Genomic DNA, 20,259 nt, shown 5'->3' with positions numbered 1-20,259 from the left:
TACCGACAGCTCGGGCAACCGGCACGCGGGCGCGAGCGCAGGCGAATGCGGGCGTTTCGCGTAGACTTCCGGACCCGTGAGGATCCTGGTCACCGGCGGCGCCGGCTTCATCGGTTCGGAGTACGTGCGCATGCTGCTGGGCGCGCCCGGAGGCAGCGCCGAGGGGGTGCCCCCGATCCAGCCGTCCCGGGTGACGGTGCTCGACGCGCTCACCTACTCGGGCAACCGGGCCAACCTGGCGCCGGTGGCCGACGACCCCCGACTGGAATTCGTCCACGGTGACATCCGTCACGCCGAGGTTGTCGACGAGGTCGTCGCGGGGCAAGACGTCATCGTGCATTTCGCCGCCGAGTCGCACGTCGACCGTTCGATCTCCGGCGCCGGGCCGTTCGTCTGCACCAACGTGCTGGGCACGCAGACGCTGCTCGACGCCGCGCTGCGGCACGGGGTGCGTCGGTTCGTGCACGTCTCCACCGACGAGGTGTACGGCTCGATCGCCGAGGGCTCGTGGACCGAGGACTGGCCGTTGGCGCCGAACTCGCCGTACTCGGCCTCGAAGGCCGGCTCCGACCTGCTCGCCCTGGCCTACCACCGCACCCACGGCATGGACGTGGTGGTGACCCGCTGCTCCAACAACTACGGCCCCTACCAGTACCCGGAGAAGGTCATTCCGCTGTTCGTGACAAACCTGCTCGACGGCCGCACCGTGCCGCTGTACGGCGACGGCGGCAACGTGCGGGACTGGCTGCACGTGCACGACCACTGTCGGGGCGTGGCAATGGTCCAGCAGGGCGGACGAGCCGGCGAGGTCTATCACATCGGCGGCGGCACGGAATTGACCAACAAGGAGCTGACCGGCCGGCTGCTGCAGGCCTGCGGCGCGGACTGGGACCGGGTCACTCTGGTCGCCGACCGCAAGGGCCACGACCGCCGCTACTCGCTGGACATCAGCAAGATCAACAAGGAGCTCGGGTACGCGCCCACCGTCGGTCTCGACGACGGGCTCGCCAGCACCGTCGACTGGTACCGCGACAACCGCTCCTGGTGGGAGCCGCTGCGGAAGGCGGCGGCCGCATGAGATTCCTGGTGACCGGTGCCGGCGGGATGCTCGGGCGGGACGCCGTCGAGGTGCTCGCCGGTCATCCCGAACACACGGCGACGGCCGTCACCCGCACCCAGCTCGACGTCACCGACGCGACCGCCGTCGCCGACGCGGTGGCCGGCCACGACGTGGTGCTCAACGCCGCCGCGTGGACCGACGTCGACCGGGCCGAGCAGGACGAGGCGGCGGCGACCGCGGTCAACGGTGCCGCCGTGGCCCACCTCGCCACCGCCTGCGCCGCGCACGGCGCGTACCTGCTGCACGTCTCCACCGACTACGTCTTCGCCGGTGACGCCGACACCCCCTACCCGGAGGACGCGCCGACAGCCCCGGTCAACGCGTACGGTCGCAGCAAGCTCGCCGGAGAACAGGCCGTGCGCCGGCTGCTGCCCGACCGCGGCCACGTGGTGCGCACCGCCTGGCTGTACGGCACCCACGGCCGCAACTTCGTCACCACCATGCTCGGCCTGGCGCAACAGCGCGACTTCCTCGACGTCGTCGACGACCAGCGCGGCCAACCCACCTGGTCGTACACGCTGGCGGAGCAGTTGGTCAGGCTCGCCGAGGCGGCCCGGGACGGTCGGGCCCGGCCCGGCGTCTGGCACGGCACCTGCTCCGGCGAGACCACCTGGTACGGCCTGGCCCGGGCGGTGTTCGCCCTGCACGGGCTCGACCCCGACCGGATCCGACCCACCACCAGCAGTCGGTTTCCGCGTCCGGCACCGCGACCGGCGTACAGTGTGCTGCGGCACGGCCGATGGGCCGAAGCCGGCCTGTCCCCCCTGCCGGACTGGCACACCACGCTCACCGAAGCGTTCACCCCCGCCGCTCCACCCTCCCCGTGGAAGGTCGCATGAAGCTCACCCTGGTCACCGGCCTGACCGGACTCGTCCTGCTGGCCACGATCGTCGAGCTGTTGCGCCGGCGGCAACTGCGGGAGAAGTACGGCATGCTCTGGCTCGGGCTGCTGTTCGTGGTGATCCCGCTGTCGCTGTTCCCCCGACTGCTCGACGGCGTCGCCGACCTGGTCGGCGTCGCCTCCGGCGTCAGTCTGGTGCTCTTCCTCGGCATCGTCTTCCTCCTGCTGGTCTGCATCCACCTCAGCTGGGAGGTCAGCGCCCTGGAGGAGGAGACCCGGACGCTGGCCGAGGAGTTCGCCCTGCTCCGTGCCGAGGTCGAGGCCGACCGGGCGGAACGGACGCAGCAGCAGGAACTGGTGGGCCGCGATGGTTAACGGCAAACGACTGCTCGTCATCATCCCGGCGCTCAACGAGGCCGGCTCGATCGCCGACGTGGTCCGCGAGATCCGGGGCGAACTGCCCGGCGTGGACGTGCTTGTCGTCGACGACGGATCGGCCGACCGTACGGCCGCCGTCGCCGTCGCCGCCGGTGCCCGCGTCGCCCGGCTGCCGTACAACCTCGGTGTCGGCGGGGCGATGCGGCTGGGCTACCGCTACGCCCACGACCACGACTACGACGTCGCGGTGCAGATCGACGCCGACGGGCAGCACGACCCCCGGTACGTGCCGAAGCTGGTGGACCTGCTCGACGACTACGACCTGGTCATCGGGGCCCGGTTCGCCGGTGAGGGCGACTACGCCGTACGCGGGCCGCGCCGCTGGGCGATGGGCATGCTGTCGGTGGTGCTGTCCGGCCTGGCCGGCACCACCCTGACCGACACCACCTCCGGGTTCCGCGCCGCCAACCGCCGCATGATCGAGATGTTCGCCCGCTGGTACCCGGCCGAGTACCTCGGCGACACGGTCGAGACGCTCGTGCACGCCGCCCGCCGCGGCTACCGCATCCAGCAGGTCCCGGTGGCGATGCGGCGGCGGATGGCCGGCACCCCCAGCCACTCCCCCGCCAAGGCGATGATCTACCTCGGGCGGGCGCTGGCGGTCCTCACCCTGGCGCTCATCCGCCGGTGATCCGCCGACTGCTCCGCCTCGTCCCACCCGGCACCGTCCCCGTCGGGGCCGGGCTGGCCCTGGTGGGGCTGGCCTCGTACGTGCATCTCGCCGTGGCCGGACACACCCTCACTCCTGGTGACTACTCGTCGCTGTCGGTGCTCTGGTCGATCGTCTTCACCGTCGGCATCGGCGTGTTCCTGCCGGTGGAGCAGGAGGTCGCCCGGCTGGTCGCCGCCCGGCGTACCCGCGACCTGCCACCGGGGCCGGTGCTGGCGCGGGGCGCGACCGTCGCCGCCGCCGTGCTCACCCTGCTCGTCCTGGCCGTCACCGCCGCCACGGACACCCTCGCCGAACGCCTCTTCGACGGCAACCGCGCCATGGTGGCCACCCTGGTCGGCGCGCTTGTCGCCCTGGCGCTGGCGCACACCACCCGTGGGGTGCTCGCCGGGCTGGGCCAGTTCACCTGGTACGGCAGCCAACTTGGGCTCGACGGCGGGCTGCGCATCGGCGGGGTCGCCGCCCTCGCCGCAGCCGGAGTCGACTCTCCTGTGGCGTACGCCCTCGTGCTGGTCGCCGCGCCGCTGCTGGCGGTCGCCCTCACCGCCCCGCCGGTGGCTCGCGCCGTCGGGGGTGGGACGCCGATGCCCTGGCCGCCGCTGCTGCGCGGACTGGCACTGCTCACCGTCTCCAGCCTGTTGTCGCAGGTCGTGGTCAACGTCGGTGTGATCAACGTACGGCTGCTGGCCCCGGACGACGTCGCCACCGCCGGCGCGCTGCTGTCGGCGCTGGTGCTGGTCCGCATCCCGCTGTTCGTCTTCGGCTCGATGCAGGCCGCGCTGCTGCCCGGCCTGTCCACCGCCGCCGCCACCGACGACGAGGCGGCCTTCGGCGGTCTGCTGCGACGCGCCCTGGCAGTCGTCACCGCCCTGGGCGTCGGTGGCGGTGTGCTGACCGTGCTGCTCGGGCCGTGGCTCGTACACGCCCTCTTCGACGCGCCTGCGGTCCTCGGCCGCGGCGACTTCGCCTGGCTCGCCGTGGCCACCCTGGCGTACCTGTGGGCGATGGTGCTCGGCCAGGCGCTACTGGCCCGCGACCGGCACCGCGCCCAGGCGGCAGCCTGGACCCTCGGCGTCGCCGCGCTGGCCGCCGCGACCCTGGCCCCGCTGTCCGTCGCCCTGCGGGTCGAACTCGGCTACACCGTGGGCTCGGTGGTGGTCACCGCCGTCATGCTCGCCCTGCTGCGCCGCCGTCGTCAGTCCGACCCGAACCCACCCGTCGCGGTCACGTTGCCCGCGACCGCTCCCGGAGGTGTCCGATGAGCCCGGCCCGAGTGACCGCGGTGATGCTCGCCTACGGCCCCGAACCCTGGCTGGTCGACGCCGCGCAGGCGGTGCTGGCAAGCACCGGCGTCGACGTGGAACTCATCGTCGTCGACAACGGGTGCACCAGCGACGGCATCGACGTGGTCAAGGGCCTGCCCGGCGTACGGGTGATCCGCCCGGAGCAGAACACCGGATTCTCCGGCGGCTGCAACCTCGGTGCCGCCGAGGCCGGCGGCGACTGGCTGGCCTTCGTCAACTCCGACGCGGTGGTCGCCCCCGACGCGCTCGCCAAGGTCACCGCGGTGGCCGCCGAGCCCGGCGTGGGCGCCGCGATGGCCTCCATCCGGCTCGCCGACAACCCCGAACTGATCAACACCTCCGGCAACCCGCTGCACTTCACCGGCCTGTCCTGGGCCGGCGGCAACGGCGAGCCGGCCACCGCCCACGCGCGCCGCACCGCCGTACCGTCGCTCAGCGGCTGCTGCTTCATGATCAGCCGGGAACGCTGGGAGGAGTTGGGCGGCTTCGCCGCCGAGTACTTCGCCTACCACGAGGACACCGAACTCAGCCTCCGGCTGTGGCAACGTGGCCTACGGCTGGAGTACGTGCCCGACGCGGTGGTCCGCCACCACTACGAGTTCTCCCGCAACGCCCTCAAGCTCTACCTGGTAGAACGCAACCGGCTGATCACCCTGCTCACCGCGTACCAGGGACGGACCCTGGCGCTGCTGGCGCCGATGCTGCTGCTCACCGAGGCCGCCATGCTCGCCGCGGCCCTCGCCGGCGGTTGGGGCCGGCAGAAGGTACGCGGCTGGTCCTGGCTGTGGCGGCACCGCAACTGGGTACGCACCCGCCGCCGCCAACTCCAGTCCGAACGCACGGTCGGCGACGGCGCCCTCGCCCACCTGATCACCGCCCGGGTGGCACCGTCGAACGTGGACGCCCCACCCGGCATGGGCGTGTTCAACGCGATCGCCGCCGCCTGGTGGGCCCTGGTCCGCCCCCTGCTCGCCCGCCCCTGACCCAGCCCGGCCCACCCCGGCCCGCTCACCCTCGAGCCGGCGCAGTCCGTGCATCAGCGCGCGGAGGGCCGAGTCGAAACTCGTGGAGGATCGGGTCGGGCGTACGCCATCTCGGTGGGTGTTGCGCCGGGCAGGTGGGCCGACAACGGATGCGGCGCTCGGCAGCGGAAAGCTGCCGAGCGCCGCGCAGAACGTGGTCGGGCCGAGTCGGGTCGGCCGGACCGGGTGGGGTCAGGCCTCGGACGGGTTGCCGGGCTTGTCCTCCAGGTCGGCCGAGCCCGCCGAGGTGGTCGGCTTGTGGGCCTCCTCGGTCGGCGTGGTCGGGGTCTTCGCCCGGTCCTCGTCGGCGGCCTCACCCGCCGCGCTGCCGTCGAGCAACGCGGTCAGCGCCGCGCCGGTGATCCGCCGGAAGGTACGCCCCACCCGACTGCGGTCCAGGACCGCCACCTCCAGCTGGTTGGCGGCGATCGTCCGGGCGGCACCACCCTCACCACCGACGCTGCTCAGCGCCTGCACCGCCACCTTCACCGCGTCGCCGAGCGACATGTCCGGCCGGTGGTTCGACTTCAGCACCCCGGCGATCGCCTCGGACTGGCCACCCATCGCCATCCGGCCGGGCTCGTCGTTGACCGAACCGTCGTAGGTGAGCCGGTACAGCGAGTCCTCCTCCGGCGTGGCCCCCACCTCGGCCACACAGATCTCCACCTCGAACGGCTTGGACTGTTCGGTGAAGATGGCACCGAGTGTCTGCGCGTACGCGTTGGCCAGGGCCAGACCGGTGACGTCGCGCCGGTCGTAGCTGAGACCGTTCAGGTCGGCCATCCGCACCCCGGCGCGGCGCAGGTTCTCGAACTCGTTGTACTTGCCGACCGCGGCGAACCCGATGCGGTCGTAGATCTCACTGACCTTGTGCAGGGTGCTGGAGAGATTCTCCGCAACGAAGAGGACCCCGCCGGCGTAGCTCAGGACCACCGCGCTGCGTCCCCGGGCGATGCCCTTGCGGGCCAGCTCGGAACGGTCGCGCATGATCTGTTCGGGCGAGGCGTAGAACTGCATGGCCACGGCGGCGGCTCTCCTTCAGGCGCTGTGCTGGGCAACTGCGATCAGGTGGGATTGCGGGACCGGCTCAGCCGCCCGGGTTTTCCATCCGGCCGGCGACGACGCTCTCGGCGATCGCCGACGTCTCCGCGTCGGTCAGCCGGTGCGTCCCCTCCGCCGTCGCGGTCATCACCACCGGGTAGATCCGCCGGGTCAGGTCCGGGCCACCGGTGGCGGTGTCGTCGTCGGCGGCGTCGTAGAGCGCCTCCACCGCCAACCGCACCGCGTCGTCGATCGACAGGCCGGCCCGGAACCGCTTCTTCAACGCCGACCGGGCGAACAGCGAACCCGAGCCGATCGCGTCGTAGCCGGTCTCCTCGTAGGGGCCGCCGGTGACGTCGAAGCTGAAGATCCGACCGGCTCGGGCCGGGTCCTTGGCGGCCAGGTCGAACCCGGCGAACAGCGGGATCACCGCCAGCCCCTGCATCGCGGCACCGAGGTTGCCCCGGATCATCGAGGCGAGGCGATTGGCCTTGCCGTCGAGCGAGAGCATGGCGCCCTCGATCTTCTCGTAGTGCTCCAGCTCCACCTGGAACAGTCGCATCAGCTCGATGCCGATGCCGGCGGTGCCGGCGATGCCCACCAGCGAGTACGCGTCGGCCGGGTGCACCTTCTCGATGTCCCGCTGGGCGATCAGGTTGCCCATGGTGGCCCGCCGGTCGCCGGCCATCACGACGCCACCGGCTGCGGAGATGGCCACGATCGTGGTGGCGTGTGGGGCCAGGTCGGCGGCCATACCCGGGGGCAGTGGCCGGCGGCCGGGCAGCATCTCGGGGGCCACCTTGCTCAGAAACGACGTGAAGGAGGACGTCCCCGCGTTGGTGAACACATCTGGTAGACGCCCGGATGGATCAAAACCCGCTGCCACGTGGTTCCTCTCAGATACGTGATGGCCCTGGCCAGCCTCGTAGGACTGTCACGGAACTGGCCAAGACCACCGTTGCAGTTGAAGCAGAGTATCCCGCGCACCCACCCGGTGGCATGATCGTGGTCCACATGTTCCGGATCGGGGTCACCGCACACCCCGCAAACCCACCCTGCTCGGCCAACAGCTCGTCGAACTCCGCCTGCCCGATGCCGTAGCGACGCCGCAGGTGGTACTCGCGGATCCCACCGTAGAGCCGCTGAGCGGTCTCCTTGCCTCGCGCGTTGTGGCAGGGCTTGCAGTAGCTGTGCCGGCCGCTGGCCTTCCGGCTGGTGCTCGGAAAATCGTCCAGCGACTTGATCCGCTCGCAGTCGGGACACCACTTCAGGCCCTGTCCCACCGGTACCGCCGATCGTCGCGCCGGAGCAACGCCACGCTTGCGTCGGCTGGCCTCCGACCGGATGGTCGCGCACGCCTTGCAGTAATAGGCAAGACCGTCCACACGGCGGCGGTTACGGTGAAACTCCGTTCGCGGCAACGAACGCTGGCACTGCGGGCAGGTCTTGTCCATCCCAGGCGGAGAATCGGACATACGCCTCACTCTCCCCCTTTCTGGACATACCCCCTCACGAACTCTTCGGCGTTCTCCTCAAGGACGGAGTCGATCTCGTCGAGCAGGTCGTCGACGTCCTCGGTGATCTCGGCGTGCCGCTCGGCGACCTCCGGGTTCGCCTCGACGGTGACGTCCTCGACCTCTTCGCCCTGGCGGGACTTGCCCGACTGCGACTGACCGCCGCTGTCACGAGTGGCCACTGTTGCCTCCTCCACGATCTCCCTGCGATGAACTTACCTCGCGGGAGCGACGAATCACTCACACGCGCCGGTATGGAAACCGCACGCGGCGACAACCGACCACCGGCCACTCAGCCGCCGGTCAGGCTCTCCAGCAGGTCCTTGGCGCTGGCGCACCTGTCGAACAACGCCCCGACATGCGCCCTGGTGCCGCGCTCCGGCTCCATCATCGGCACCCGCACCAGCGACTCCCGGCCGACGTCGAAGATGACCGAGTCCCAGCTGGCGGCGACCACCTCGGAGGCGTACTGCGCCAGGCAGCGGCCCCGGAAGTAGGCGCGGGTGTCCTCCGGCGGCTGGGTCATCGCCGAGCGGCTCTCCTCGTCGCTGAGCAGCGTCTTCATCGCGCCCCGGGAGACCAGCCGGTGGTAGAGCCCCTTCTCCGGCCGTACGTCGGAGTACTGCAGGTCGACCAGTTGCAGCTTGTGCGAACCCCAGGCGAGCTTCTCCCGCTCCCGGTAGCCCTCCAGCAACCGCAGCTTGGCCACCCAGTCGAGTTCGTCGGCGCAGAGCATCACGTCGCGGCCGAGACGGTCCAGCACGGACTCCCAGCGGTCCAGCACGTCGGCGGTCTGCTCGTCGACGTCGCTGCCGTAGCGGTCCTCGACGAAGGCGCGTACCCGCTCCAGGTAGGCCCACTGCACGTCCAGCGCGGTGAGCCGACGGCCGTCGCGCAACCGCATCCGGTGGGTCAGCGACGGGTCGTGGCTGACGGCGCGCAGTTCACCGACCGGGTCGGCGATGCCGAGGTCCGAGCCGAGCGCCTTCTCCTCGATCATCGTCAGGATCAGCGCGGTGGTGCCGACCTTGAGGTACGTGGAGATCTCCGAGAGGTTGGCGTCGCCGATGATGACGTGCAGCCGGCGGTACTTGTCGGCGTCGGCGTGCGGCTCGTCCCGGGTGTTGATGATCGGCCGCTTCAGTGTGGTCTCCAGCCCCACCTCGACCTCGAAGAAGTCGGCACGCTGGGAGATCTGGAAGCCGTTCTGGCCGCCGTCCTGCCCGATGCCGACCCGACCGGCGCCGCAGACGATCTGACGGGTCACGAAGAACGGGGTCAGGTACGCCACGATGTCGGCGAACGGCGTCTGCCGGCGCATCAGGTAGTTCTCGTGGGCGCCGTAGCTGGCGCCCTTGTTGTCGGTGTTGTTCTTGTAGAGGTGGATCGGTGCGGTGCCGGGAATGGTGGCGGCCCGACGCGCCGCCTCCGCCATCACCCGCTCCCCCGCCTTGTCCCAGCGGACCACGTCACGCGGGTTGGTGACCTCCGGAGTGGAGTATTCGGGGTGGGCGTGGTCCACGTAGAGCCGAGCGCCGTTGGTGAGAATGACGTTGGCCAGCCCGAGATCATCGTCGGCGAGCGCCTCGGCCGGGTCGTACACCGCGCCGGAGTAGGTGAAGCCCCGGGCGTCGCGCAGTGGCGATTCCTCCTCGTAGTCCCAGCGCGCCCGACCGCCCCGGTTCAGTTCCGGGCGGGCGCCGTAGGCGTTCACCACCTGGGACGAGGTGACCATCGGGTTGGCCCCGGCCTGACCGGGCACGGAGATGCCGTACTCGACTTCGGTGCCCATGATCCGTCTTACGCTCATCGACCTACCCGCTTCGCTTGCCCGACCGATCCCCGTCACAGTCGAGCGTAGTCGGCATGTGAGCGCACGGGGGCCTGCCGTGGTGGTCGGTGCGTCGCAAGTCGCGCGGATCAGCTCGGCGGATCATCAATGATCATCGTCTCCATGTGCACCCGGTCGGCCAGCTCAGGCACGGCCCGCAGGATCCTGTTGGTCCGTACCCGGGCCCCGTCGGTGACCACCACCAGCCGGATCTCACCGGGCACGCGGTGCAGCATCTGCCAGGTCCGGCCCGGTTCGGTGAAGACCATCTCGTAGATGCCGGCCTCGGTCCGGGCGGTGGTGCCCTGCATCGTGGAGACGCAGATGTTGGCCAGGTAGGACTGGTACGGCCGACGGTCGAGGATGAGCGTGGTGACGCCGTCGACGGCCGGATAGCGCTGGTGGACCTGCTCGCACACGGCGGCGGCCCGGCCGGGTCGGTCGACGTCCTGGTGGATCCAGCGCTGCGCCCAGCTCTGCGGGGTGACCACGAGCAGGCTGCTCTGCCCGCCGGTGACCCCGGCGAACCAGACGGTGGCGACGGCGACCGTGACGGCGGTGAGACCGGCCACGGCCCTACGCGCCGGGCGGCCCCGGGTCGGCACCGGCAGCAGCCGCACCACCGCGGCGGTGCCGATGATGAGCAGCACGGTGGTGAGGTGACCGGCCTTGTTGAAGTAGTAGCCGGCCTGACCACCGACGCTGATGCTGGCCTGACCGATGGCCAGGGTGAGCGCCACGCTTACCAGCAGCGCGAACAGCCAGCGCCGCCAGGCCGGATCGGCCCGCCCGCGCCGTACCGCGTGCACCAGCAGGGCGGGCACCACGAACACGCCGAGGCCGCCGAGGGCGAGCCAGGTCTCGGTCAGGTCCGGCCCGACGGTGGCGGCCAGCGACTCGGTCTGGTTGGCACGGAGCACGCCGAGCAGGATCGGCACCGGGGCGAGCACGGCGGTGGCCAGGCCGACGACGAGCGTGGTGCCGGGCAGTCGGCGTACTTCGCGCCGCCGTGCCAGCAGCGCCCCGAGGACGAGGATGACGGCGGCGGGCAGGAACAGGTAGTAGGTGTAGCCGATGCCGACGAGCAGGGCACCGAGCAGCAGGAAGTGTTCCCGGGGCGCGGCCACCGGCCGGGCGACGAGCGCGGCGAGCACGATGGTGAGGGTCAGTCCGAGCGTCTCGGTGGGGTATCCGGACACCAGCATCCGGGGCATCTGGCTGCCGAGCACGAGTGCGCCGACCACGACGGTCAGCACCAGGCGGCTCAGTGGGTGCAGCGGGCCGGGGAGCCGCTGTGCGGCCCAGAGCAGGACGAGGACCAGCAGCCCGAAGGTGGCGAAGTTCCACCAGAGGAACGGCTCCACGGCGGCCGCGCCGGCCGGCCCACCGCCGGGCGGGGTGCGGTGGCCGTCGAGCAGGGCGACGAGCAGGTGCCAGCCCTGCGGGTAGTGCACGAGTGCGGAGAACAGGTCGTCGCGGACGGCGGCGGGGTCGACGAAGAGGTAGCCGCCGTGCCGACCGATGACGTCGACCAGGCTCAGGTGCCGCAGGTAGTCCTCACCGCGGTTGAGGATGCTCAGTCGACCGCCCAGGTCGCCGGCGCGCAGCAGGGGTTGGGCGAGATACCAGAGCAGCCCGGCGGTGCCGATGACGGGCAGCAGGTCGGCCCAGGCCGGGCGCGGCAGGATGGGACGCCGTCCGGTGATCAGGGCGGTCAGCACGAGGGCGGTGAGGGCGGTGCCGCTGACCGCCACCGGGTTCATCCCCCAGGGCCAGACCGCGAAGATCAGACCGGCCGCGGTGGTGAGGCAGACCAGCAGGATGGTGGCCAGCAACAGCCGGTCGAGCAGGGTACGGCCGCCGCGCAGCAGGCTCGCGGTGGCGAGCAGCACCAGTGGGGGCAATACCCAGCGGGCGTCGAGGGCGACCGCGGCGAGCGGCAGCAGCCAGGCCGCCGGCAGGGCGGCCAGCACGGCGAGATTGCGTCGACGGTACGGCTTGCCAGGGCTGGCGGTCAGACTCGGGACGATCGGCGGGGCCACGGTGCGCTGCTCGGCGGGCACGCGAAATCCTTGCATACGAGGAGGGTTGTCCGGAGTCTAGCGCTGACGCCCGATCTGTGCGGGCCGTGGCGCGGGGCCACACATAGACGTAGGGCCCGTGACGACAGCGTCACGGGCCCTACGGGTAGCGGTCAGAGGTACTGGCCGGTGTTGCTGGCGGTCTCGATGGAGCGACCGGCCTCGGTGCCCTTGCCACCGGAGACGAGCGTACGGATGTAGACGATCCGCTCGCCCTTCTTGCCGGAGATGCGGGCCCAGTCGTCGGGGTTCGTGGTGTTGGGCAGGTCCTCGTTCTCGCGGAACTCGTCGACGCAGGCGTCGAGCAGGTGCTGCAGGCGCAGCCCCTTGCGGCCGGAGGTGAGGAACTCCTTGATGGCCATCTTCTTGCCCCGGTCGACGATGTTCTGGATCATCGCGCCGGAGTTGAAGTCCTTGAAGTACAGGACTTCCTTGTCACCGTTGGCGTAGGTGACTTCCAGGAAGCGGTTCTCCTCCGTCTCGGAGTACATCCGCAGGACCACCGCGTCGATCATGGCGGCGACGGTGGCCTGGGCGTCTCCGCCGTGTTCGGCCAGGTCGTCGGCGTGCAGCGGCAGGCCGGAGAGGATGTACTTGGAGAAGATGTCCTTGGCCGCCTCGGCGTCCGGACGCTCAATCTTGATCTTGACGTCGAGTCGCCCCGGACGCAGGATCGCCGGGTCGATCATGTCTTCCCGGTTGGAGGCGCCGATGACGATGACGTTCTCCAGGCCCTCCACGCCGTCGATCTCGCTGAGCAGCTGCGGCACGATGGTGTTCTCCACGTCGGAGGAGACACCCGAGCCACGGGTCCGGAAGACCGAATCCATCTCGTCGAAGAAGACGATGACCGGCGTACCCTCGCCGGCCTTCTCCCGAGCCCGCTGGAAAATCAGCCGGATGTGCCGCTCGGTCTCGCCGACGTACTTGTTGAGCAGCTCCGGGCCCTTGATGTTGAGGAAGAAGCTGGTGTGCTTCTCCTCGCCCCGCCGCTCGGCGATCTTCTTCGCCAGCGAGTTGGCGACCGCCTTGGCGATCAGCGTCTTGCCGCAGCCGGGCGGGCCGTAGAGCAGGATGCCCTTCGGCGGACGCAACTGGTGCTCGCGGAACAGGTCCGCGTGCAGGAACGGCAGTTCCACCGCGTCGCGGATCTGCTCGATCTGGGAGTGCAGGCCACCGATGTCGCTGTAGTCGACGTCGGGCACCTCCTCCAGCACCAGCTCCTCGACCTCGCTCTTGGGAATCCGCTCGTACGCGTACGCCGAGCGAGGTTCGATCATGAGCGAGTCGCCGGCCCGGATCGCACTGCCGATCAGGGTCTCGGCCAGGTGGACGATCCGTTCCTCGTCGGAGTGCGAGACCACGAGTGCCCGGTCACCCGGCGCACCTTCGGGGCCCGCCAGGATCTCCTTGAGCATGACCACCTCGCCGACCCGCTCGTAGCCGAACGCGTCCACGATGTTGAGCGCGTCGTTGAGCAGGACCTCCTGGCCGCGCTGGAGTTCACCCACGTCGAGCGAGGGCGAGACGGCGACGCGCAACTTGCGCCCGCCGGTGAAGACATCCACCGTGCCGTCGTCGTGTCTGGCCAGGAAGACGCCGTAGCCACTTGGTGGCTGGGCCAGCCGGTCGATCTCCTCCTTGAGCGTCACGATCTGCGCGCGAGCCTCCTTGAGGGTGCTCACGAGCCGTTCGTTGTTCTCGGTCAGCCGCGCCAACTGCGCCTGGGTGGCGGACAGTCGCTCTTCGAGCTGCCGCACGTGTCGGGGGCTTTCGGTCAACTTGCGCCGCACCAGAGCGAGTTCCTCTTGAAGGAACGCGACCTGCGTGGAGAGATCGTGGGCCTCCTTCTCCCACCGTGCGGCGCGCGAGTCCGCGTCGTCGCTGCGTGCCACGTCCCACCTCCCCGGGGGGCTTGAACGTTCTGACCTAACACTAGCCGCTATGAGCCCGATTCGGTCCTCCGCAACGCGCCCGTCACCGAAGCTTGATCGCCAAGGGTGGGTTGGCGGGCGGGTACGGGCATTCGGGTACCGTCGGGGGGTGGGACGCGAGAACATGGGGGGTGCACCGGTGGCCGAGGTCGCGACCGACGAGGTACAGGTCTGGGTGGACCAGGATCTGTGCACGGGCGACGGGCTGTGCGTGCAGTACGCGCCCGAGGTCTTCGAGTTCGACGTCGACGGCCTGGCGTACGTCAAGGGCCCCGACGGTGAGCTCCAGCAGGCTCCGGGCGCCCGCGTCGGCGTACCGGAACACCTGCGCCTCGAGGTGATCGACTCGGCGCGGGAGTGCCCGGGCGAGTGCATCCACGTCGTCCGCGCCAGCGACGGCGTCGAGGTGGCCGGCCCCGACGCCGAGGACTGACGCCACCTCCCCGCGCTCACCGCAGCCGGGCGGCCGACCGCTGACCGCAGCCGGGCGGCCGACCACTCACAGCAGCGGGCGACCGACCACCGAGGCGACCAGCCGGGCGAACTCCTCCAGGCGGGCGATCTGCCCGGCGCCACCGTCGTCGAGGGTCTTGCCGAAGCGCAGCGCGTCGTGGCGTGGCCCGCCGACGCTCTCCTCGCTCGGCGGGGTCTCGTCGAGCGAGGTGAGCAGCAGGTACACGTCGATGCTGTCGACCCGGATCTCGCCGTTGTCGTGCCGGAACAGCCGACGGCGGCAGCCGACCTCGGTGACCGAGGAGACCGGCACCACCCGCAGCGACGAGGTCATCGACCCGGGCGGGCCCTCCCCCGGCGGCACGTCCTCGCCGTGCCAGAGCACCAGCCGGCTGCCGTCGCAGACGACGACCTCCTGCCACACCCCGTTCACCTCGTTGACGAAGCGTTCCAGGGTGAAGCCGAGCACCGAGGCCCCCCGCAGCACGCCGCCGAGCGCCTCCAGCGCGACGTCCGGGTCACGCAGGTAGGCCCGCGCCGCCGATTCGAGGTCGGTGTAGGGCGACCAGTCGGGGAAGACCGCCGGCAGGTCACCGCCGCCGAAACCGGGCCGACTCATGCGGCCACCCCCGGCCACCGCCAACCCGCGTCCAGGCTCCGCCCGTTCACTGCCAGCCGCCCCATTCCGCCGTCACGGCCTGCCCGTCTCCTGCGTCGTGTCCGGTGGCGTCTGCGACACCGTGCTCGCCTGTCGGGCCGCCTCCGCCTCGCGTAGCGCCTGCCGGCGCTGCACGTACGCCTCGGTGCCCTTGCTGGGCTTGCGCCGGCGCGGCGGTGCGGTCACTCCGGGGGCGAGCTTACGCGCGGAGACGAGGAACGCGGTGTGCGCGATCATCCGGTGGTCGGGGCGTACCGCGAGCCCTTCGGCGTGCCAGTCGCGCACCAGCGACTCCCAGGCCCGCGGCTCGGTCCAGCCGCCCCGTTCCCGCAACGCCTCGACCAGCTCGGACAGCTGCGGAGTGGTGGCGACGTAGCCGATGAAGACCCCGCCGGGCAGCAATGCCCGTTCGACCATGTCGAGGTTCTCCCACGGGGCCAGCATGTCCAGGATGATGCGGTCGAAACCCGTCTCGGTGCACTCGCCGACGTCACCGACGTGCAGGTGCCAGGCGGGGTGCGGCCCGTTGAAGAACGCCTCCACGTTGCGCCGGGCGATCTGGGCGAAGTCCTCGCGCAGCTCGTAGGAGTGCAGTTCGCCGCTGGTGCCGACGGCGCGCAGCAGCGAGCAGCTCAGCGCGCCGGAACCGGCGCCGGCCTCGAGCACCTTGGCACCGGGGAAGATGTCGCCCATGGCGACGATCTGCGCCGAGTCCTTGGGGTAGATCACCTGGGCGCCACGGGGCATGGACAGCACGTAGTCCGACAGCAGCGGGCGCAGCGCCAGGAAGGCCGTACCGCCGCCGGAGGTGGTGACCACGCTGCCGTCGGGCAGCCCGATCAGGTCGTCGTGCGCCAGGATGCCCCGGTGGGTGTGGAACTGTTTGCCCGGCTCCAGGGTGACCGTGTGCATCCGGCCCTTGGGATCGGTCAGCTGCACCCGGTCACCGGGCCGGAACGGCCCACGGTGCACCGGGGGCAGCTCCGGGGTCTCGGCGGGCACGGCGTCGCCCGGGGTGGCCGGGTCGGAGTGGGTCACGGTCACGTGTTCATCTTCCGGTGAGGTTCGAGCAGGTGCGCCAGATCCGCGATGTGCAGGATGCCGACGACATCTTCGCCTGCCGTCACGAGGTACTGCGCGCCCGGGTGTGCCTGCACCGTCTCCAGCACCCGTTCCCCGTCCGTGGCCACCGACATGCGCGGCAGGTCGGCGACCGCGCGGGCGACCGCGTCCACGGCGAGCCAGGGCCGGCGGTGCGGCGGCACGGCCGCCGCCGCGGCCGGGTCGACCACCGCCACCGGTCGACCCGCGGCGTCGGTCACCAGCAGCGCGACCGGCCTGTCCGGGGCCGACTCGTCGGCCCGGCGCTGGGCCTCGGCCAGCGGGGTGGCGGTGGGTACGGCGAACACCGGCCGGGCCAGCCGGGCCAGGTCGATCAGGGGCAGTCGCCGGCCGATCCGGGCCAACCGGATCGACTGTCCGGCGCCGTGCCAGATGGTGAGCGCGACCAGGGCGGTCAGCGGCAACGCCAGCAGACTCAGCAGGTCAGCGGCGTAGAGCAGGCCGACAAGCGCCACGGTCGCCACGGCGAGAACCCGGCCGACCCAGCCGGCCACCTCGGTGGCCCGGTGCCGGTCCCGGGTGACCGCCCAGATGACCGCCCGCAACGCCCGCCCACCGTCCAGCGGCAGCCCGGGCAGGCTGTTGAACACGGCGACGATGACGTTGCTCACCGCCAGTTGGAAGGCGAGCTGGTGGGCCACGGTGCGGTCGGGCAGCGCCACGGTCGCGGCGACGGCGGCCACGCCGAGCAGCGCGGAGACCGCCGGCCCGGCCAGCGACACCAGCAGGTCCACCCGGGGCGACGGCGCGTCCCGGTCCATCTCGGTGTACCCGCCGAGCAGTTCGAGAGTGATCCCCCGCACACCGATGCCGAAGTGGCGTGCGGTGAGCGCGTGGCCGAGCTCGTGAGCCAGCACCGAGCCGAGCAGCGAGACCACGAAGCCGGCGCCGACCAGGTAGCCGAGGGTCGGCGAGAGCGCCAGCCGCTGGCCGGCCAGTTCGCCGTAGAGCACGATGATCAGCAGGGCCAGCAGCAGGATCGAGGCGTTCAGGTACAGCGGCACCCCGAAGACCCGGCCGACCTGCAAGCCGGTACGCCGGCCCGGCCGTGACTGCCTGCTCTGCTCCACCGAGCCGATGCTACGCGGCGGGAGATCACCTTCGGTGCGGCGGCGGCCGCCCTGTCGTACCGGTGCCCTAGTCTTCCACGGCATGACCGCGGATCCGGTGATCGCCCAGCAGGCTCCGACCTCGACCCCGTTGCCACAAACGGTGCGGGCCTCGCTGTCACCCTCACGCGCCGCGGATTTCAAGACCTGTCCGCTGCTCTACCGGTTCCGCAGCATCGACCGGCTGCCCGAGCGGCCCACGGTCGAGCAGGCGCGCGGCACGCTTGTGCACGCGGTGCTGGAGCGGTTGTTCGACCTGCCGGCGGCCGGGCGCACCCCGCAGGCGGCCGGTGACCTCGTCGCCCCGCAGTGGGACCGGCTGGTCACCGAGCAGCCGGAGCTGGCCGGGCTGTTCGCCGACGACGGCACGGTCGACGCGGTCGAGTTCCTGCGTTCGGCGGCGGCCCTGCTGGAGGGCTACTTCGCGGTGGAGGATCCGCGCCGACTGGAGCCGGCCGAGCGGGAGAGCCTGATCTCCGCCGTGATCGACGAGGAGTTGCTCATCCGCGGCTACCTCGACCGACTCGACGTGGCACCCGACGGCGCGCTGCGGGTGGTGGACTACAAGACCGGTGGTGCGCCACGCGAGGCGTTCGAGGCGCGGGCGTTGTTCCAGCTCAAGTTCTACGCGCTGGTGCTGTGGCGCACCCGCGGCGTGGTGCCCCGGGTGTTGCGGCTGCTCTACCTGCGCGACACCGAGGTGTGCGACTACACCCCGGACGCCGAGGAGTTGGTGCGCTTCGAACGCACGGTGGTGGCGCTGTGGCGGGCGATCGAGCAGGCCACCGCCGCTCAGGACTTCCGGCCCCGGCCGAGCCGACTCTGCGACTGGTGCAGCCACCAGGCGCTCTGCCCGAGCTACGGCGGCACCCCGCCGCCCTTCCCCGAGCATCTGCCCGGCGCGGATCCGCTGCGTGACGCCCGCACCCGCCCCGCCACGCCGGGTGCGGACGAGTAGCTCTCCTCCTCAGGAAGGAGAGGCAGTTCACCAGCCGAGATGATCTTTTATCGGCTGGGGCGGCTAGCGTCGTGGCATGGGTAGGCAGCTGAGGCAGTGGCTACGGGCACGCCCGCTGGCCGGCGACGCGTTGTTGACCGTCGGGCTGGTGCTCGGTGAGGTGCTGTTCACCCTGCTGTCCCCGCGGGAGTTCTGGCCGCGGTCGCTGCCGGAGGCGCTGGGCTGGAGCCTGCTCTGTGCCAGCCCCGTGCTGTTGCGTCGGATCGCGCCGTGGCTCGCCGTGCTGGCCGCGCTGGCATCGCTGGCCCTGCCGGTCGTGATCGAGGTGGTGCCGACCACCCAGGGCCTCACCCTGGTCGTGCTCACCTACACCGTGGCCGCATGCCAGCCGATACGCCCGGCGGTGGCGACCGCGGTGGCGCTGTGGGTGCCGGTGGCGGTGCTGGCGCCCATGCTGCCCTCCGAGGGCCTGCCGCAGGTCGGCGCGGCGTACGTGGTGGCGAACAACCTGCTGGTCGGGATCGTGTCGTTCTCCGTGGGTCGTACGGTGCACGCCCGCCGGTCCACCACGGCGGCGCTACGGGAACGGGCCCGGGTCGCCGAGGCCAACCAGCGTGCCCTCGCCGAACAGGCGGTGGCCGACGAGCGGCGACGCATCGCCCGGGAACTGCACGACGTGGTGGCCCACCACGTCAGCGTGATGGGGGTGCTTGCCACCGGGGTCCGGCGGGTGCTGCCCCGCGATCCCAGAGCCGCAGACGAGGCGGTCGCCACCATCGAGGAAACCAGCCGGGCCACCCTTCGGGAGCTGCGACGGCTGCTGGACGTGCTGCGCACCGAGGCGGAGCCGGCCGCCGACCTGGCCCCCCAGCCCGGGCTCGCCGGCATCGAGACGCTCGTCGAACAGGTCCGCGAGGCCGGTCTGCCGGTGACCTTCGCGGTGACCGGCACGCCGGGGCCGGTGGAGCAGGGCGTGGCGTTGACCGTGTACCGGATCGTGCAGGAAGCGCTGACCAACGCCCTCAAACACGCCGGCCGGGCCACCGCGCAGGTACGCGTCAGCTACCCCGACGACGCCGTCGAAGTGGAGATCACCGACACCGGTCGAGGGCCGTCACCGGACCGCCAGCGGGTCGGGCACGGCCTGGTGGGGATGCGTGAGCGGGTCGCCCTCTACGGTGGTGTCCTGCGGACCGGGGCCCGCGCCGGCGGCGGCTACCGGGTGTATGCGCGCATTCCGGTCGAGCCACTGACCGAGACCCGCTGAGCGGCACCCTGACTCCGGAGGATGAGATGACCGATCCGACGCCGTCGACGACCCGACCGGTGCGCATCCTGCTCGCCGACGACCAGCCGTTGCTGCGTACCGGCTTCCGGATGGTGCTCGGCGCCGAGCCGGACCTGGACATCGTGGCCGAGGCCGGCGACGGCGCGGAGGCGGTGGAGTTGTCCCGCCGGCTGCTGCCCGACGTGGTGCTGATGGACATCCGGATGCCGCGGATGGACGGGGTGAGCGCCACCCGGGCGATCGTCGACGCCCGGCTGCCGGTCCGGGTGCTCATCCTGACCACCTTCGAACTCGACGAGTACGTCGTCGGTGGGCTACGGGCCGGGGCGAGCGGATTCCTGTCCAAGGACGTGCCCGCCGAGGATCTGATCACCGCGATCCATACCGTGGCCGCCGGCGACGCGGTGGTGGCCCCCCGCATCCTGCGGCGACTGCTGGACCGCTTCGCCGACGTGCTGCCCGATCCCGCAGCGTCACCACCGAAGGCGCTGAGCACGCTCACCGACCGGGAACGGGAGGTGCTGGGGCAGGTGGCCCGCGGGTTGTCCAACGCCGAGATCGCCCGTGCCCTGTCGGTCAGCGAGACCACAATCAAAACCCACGTCGGGAACGTGTTGACCAAGCTCGGGCTGCGCGACCGGGTGCAGGCGGTGGTGTTGGCGTACGAGTCGGGTCTGGTCCGGCCGGGGGCGTAACGTGACCGTTGCATCCGTCACCTACCGTGACGGTCTGCATCGAGAACAGTTGTCTCTCGCGGGGGCCAAGGTCACGGACTATCGTGTGGCGACGAGCTTCGTCGCTGCTCACAGCGCTGATCCGGGGATAACCCTGACCCCGGGTGGGGGACTACCCGCAGCCGGAAATCCGCACCCACT

Annotated in this window: 20 protein-coding genes; 10 read left to right on the top strand and 10 right to left on the bottom strand. The window is 71.2% G+C overall.

Going from position 1 to position 20,259, the window contains the following annotated elements; translation table 11 throughout:
• Nucleotides 1-76 precede the first annotated feature (76 nt).
• Genes rfbB through Vgi01_RS08360 form a run of 6 tightly spaced genes read left to right on the top strand, consistent with a single transcriptional unit; the run spans nucleotide 77 to nucleotide 5,356 of the window.
• Entirely contained in the window at nucleotides 77-1,078 is a 1,002-nt protein-coding gene (gene rfbB / locus Vgi01_RS08385; RefSeq protein ID WP_204290613.1) for a dTDP-glucose 4,6-dehydratase, read from the top strand.
• Nucleotides 1,075-1,959 carry a dTDP-4-dehydrorhamnose reductase gene (rfbD, locus tag Vgi01_RS08380; protein WP_204290612.1) on the top strand — a complete coding sequence of 295 codons (885 nt, stop codon included), beginning with the start codon at nucleotides 1,075-1,077 and terminating at the stop codon, nucleotides 1,957-1,959. Before rfbB ends, rfbD begins: the two co-directional genes overlap by 4 nt.
• Complete coding sequence (locus Vgi01_RS08375) at nucleotides 1,956-2,336, top strand: DUF2304 domain-containing protein (protein ID WP_102659845.1); 381 nt, start codon at nucleotides 1,956-1,958, stop codon at nucleotides 2,334-2,336. The genes rfbD and Vgi01_RS08375 overlap by 4 nt, the downstream gene beginning before the upstream one ends.
• Nucleotides 2,329-3,030 (top strand): glycosyltransferase family 2 protein, encoded by a 702-nt coding sequence (locus Vgi01_RS08370; protein WP_204290611.1) that lies wholly within the window; start codon nucleotides 2,329-2,331, stop codon nucleotides 3,028-3,030. The genes Vgi01_RS08375 and Vgi01_RS08370 overlap by 8 nt, the downstream gene beginning before the upstream one ends.
• The gene (locus Vgi01_RS08365) at nucleotides 3,027-4,331 is read left to right on the top strand and encodes a lipopolysaccharide biosynthesis protein (protein WP_204290610.1); all 1,305 of its coding nucleotides are present in this window, start codon (nucleotides 3,027-3,029) and stop codon (nucleotides 4,329-4,331) included. The genes Vgi01_RS08370 and Vgi01_RS08365 overlap by 4 nt, the downstream gene beginning before the upstream one ends.
• A complete protein-coding gene (locus Vgi01_RS08360; protein WP_102659834.1) occupies nucleotides 4,328-5,356 on the top strand; it encodes a glycosyltransferase family 2 protein in 1,029 nt (342 codons plus the stop codon). The genes Vgi01_RS08365 and Vgi01_RS08360 overlap by 4 nt, the downstream gene beginning before the upstream one ends.
• Nucleotides 5,357-5,587: 231 nt before the next feature.
• Here the strand turns inward: Vgi01_RS08360 and prcA are convergent, their stop codons facing one another.
• The 7 genes from prcA to arc form a co-directional block, all read right to left on the bottom strand.
• A complete protein-coding gene (gene prcA / locus Vgi01_RS08355) occupies nucleotides 5,588-6,418 on the bottom strand; it encodes a proteasome subunit alpha (protein WP_204290609.1) in 831 nt (276 codons plus the stop codon).
• 64 nt (nucleotides 6,419-6,482) lie between these two features.
• Complete coding sequence (gene prcB, locus Vgi01_RS08350; protein ID WP_043721183.1) at nucleotides 6,483-7,322, bottom strand: proteasome subunit beta; 840 nt, start codon at nucleotides 7,320-7,322, stop codon at nucleotides 6,483-6,485.
• Nucleotides 7,241-7,450, bottom strand: a complete 210-nt coding sequence (locus Vgi01_RS30545; RefSeq protein WP_239088859.1) for an endonuclease VII domain-containing protein — start codon at nucleotides 7,448-7,450, stop codon at nucleotides 7,241-7,243. Before Vgi01_RS30545 ends, prcB begins: the two co-directional genes overlap by 82 nt.
• Nucleotides 7,451-7,916: 466 nt before the next feature.
• Nucleotides 7,917-8,132, bottom strand: coding sequence for a ubiquitin-like protein Pup (locus tag Vgi01_RS08340; RefSeq protein ID WP_092380345.1), 216 nt, complete (start codon nucleotides 8,130-8,132; stop codon nucleotides 7,917-7,919).
• 110 nt (nucleotides 8,133-8,242) lie between these two features.
• Nucleotides 8,243-9,760 (bottom strand): depupylase/deamidase Dop, encoded by a 1,518-nt coding sequence (gene dop / locus Vgi01_RS08335; protein ID WP_102659830.1) that lies wholly within the window; start codon nucleotides 9,758-9,760, stop codon nucleotides 8,243-8,245.
• A gap of 110 nt (nucleotides 9,761-9,870) precedes the next feature.
• Nucleotides 9,871-11,844: a hypothetical protein gene (locus tag Vgi01_RS08330; RefSeq protein WP_204290608.1), complete on the bottom strand. Its 1,974-nt coding sequence runs from the start codon at nucleotides 11,842-11,844 to the stop codon at nucleotides 9,871-9,873.
• A 131-nt stretch (nucleotides 11,845-11,975) separates the two neighbouring features.
• Nucleotides 11,976-13,757 carry a proteasome ATPase gene (arc, locus tag Vgi01_RS08325; RefSeq protein WP_013734322.1) on the bottom strand — a complete coding sequence of 594 codons (1,782 nt, stop codon included), beginning with the start codon at nucleotides 13,755-13,757 and terminating at the stop codon, nucleotides 11,976-11,978.
• Between the two features lie 178 nt (nucleotides 13,758-13,935).
• Here arc and Vgi01_RS08320 point away from each other — a divergent pair, with 178 nt between their 5' ends.
• Nucleotides 13,936-14,229: a ferredoxin gene (locus Vgi01_RS08320; RefSeq protein ID WP_013734323.1), complete on the top strand. Its 294-nt coding sequence runs from the start codon at nucleotides 13,936-13,938 to the stop codon at nucleotides 14,227-14,229.
• A gap of 66 nt (nucleotides 14,230-14,295) precedes the next feature.
• Here Vgi01_RS08320 and Vgi01_RS08315 read toward each other — a convergent pair whose 3' ends face one another.
• From Vgi01_RS08315 to Vgi01_RS08305, 3 genes are all read right to left on the bottom strand, one after another.
• A complete protein-coding gene (locus Vgi01_RS08315; protein ID WP_102659828.1) occupies nucleotides 14,296-14,868 on the bottom strand; it encodes a hypothetical protein in 573 nt (190 codons plus the stop codon).
• A gap of 72 nt (nucleotides 14,869-14,940) precedes the next feature.
• Nucleotides 14,941-15,951, bottom strand: a complete 1,011-nt coding sequence (locus Vgi01_RS08310; protein WP_373306904.1) for a tRNA (adenine-N1)-methyltransferase — start codon at nucleotides 15,949-15,951, stop codon at nucleotides 14,941-14,943.
• Nucleotides 15,948-17,099 (bottom strand): M50 family metallopeptidase, encoded by a 1,152-nt coding sequence (locus Vgi01_RS08305; RefSeq protein WP_102659827.1) that lies wholly within the window; start codon nucleotides 17,097-17,099, stop codon nucleotides 15,948-15,950. Before Vgi01_RS08305 ends, Vgi01_RS08310 begins: the two co-directional genes overlap by 4 nt.
• A gap of 82 nt (nucleotides 17,100-17,181) precedes the next feature.
• On the opposite strand from Vgi01_RS08305, the gene Vgi01_RS08300 reads away from it, so the two are divergent.
• The 3 genes from Vgi01_RS08300 to Vgi01_RS08290 all read left to right on the top strand — a co-directional run bounded on the left by Vgi01_RS08300 (nucleotide 17,182) and on the right by Vgi01_RS08290 (nucleotide 20,079).
• Nucleotides 17,182-18,096, top strand: coding sequence for a RecB family exonuclease (locus Vgi01_RS08300; RefSeq protein ID WP_204290607.1), 915 nt, complete (start codon nucleotides 17,182-17,184; stop codon nucleotides 18,094-18,096).
• Nucleotides 18,097-18,172: 76 nt separating this feature from the next.
• Nucleotides 18,173-19,363 carry a sensor histidine kinase gene (locus Vgi01_RS08295; protein WP_102659825.1) on the top strand — a complete coding sequence of 397 codons (1,191 nt, stop codon included), beginning with the start codon at nucleotides 18,173-18,175 and terminating at the stop codon, nucleotides 19,361-19,363.
• A 26-nt stretch (nucleotides 19,364-19,389) separates the two neighbouring features.
• Complete coding sequence (locus tag Vgi01_RS08290) at nucleotides 19,390-20,079, top strand: response regulator (protein WP_102659824.1); 690 nt, start codon at nucleotides 19,390-19,392, stop codon at nucleotides 20,077-20,079.
• Nucleotides 20,080-20,259: the final 180 nt, after the last annotated feature.

Origin of the sequence: Micromonospora gifhornensis (assembly GCF_016863515.1) — a bacterium.
In the GTDB taxonomy this organism is placed as follows: Bacteria; Actinomycetota; Actinomycetes; order Mycobacteriales; family Micromonosporaceae; genus Micromonospora; species Micromonospora gifhornensis.
Note: the sequence above shows the minus strand (reverse complement) of the source record. Positions and strands in the feature narration are given on the sequence as shown.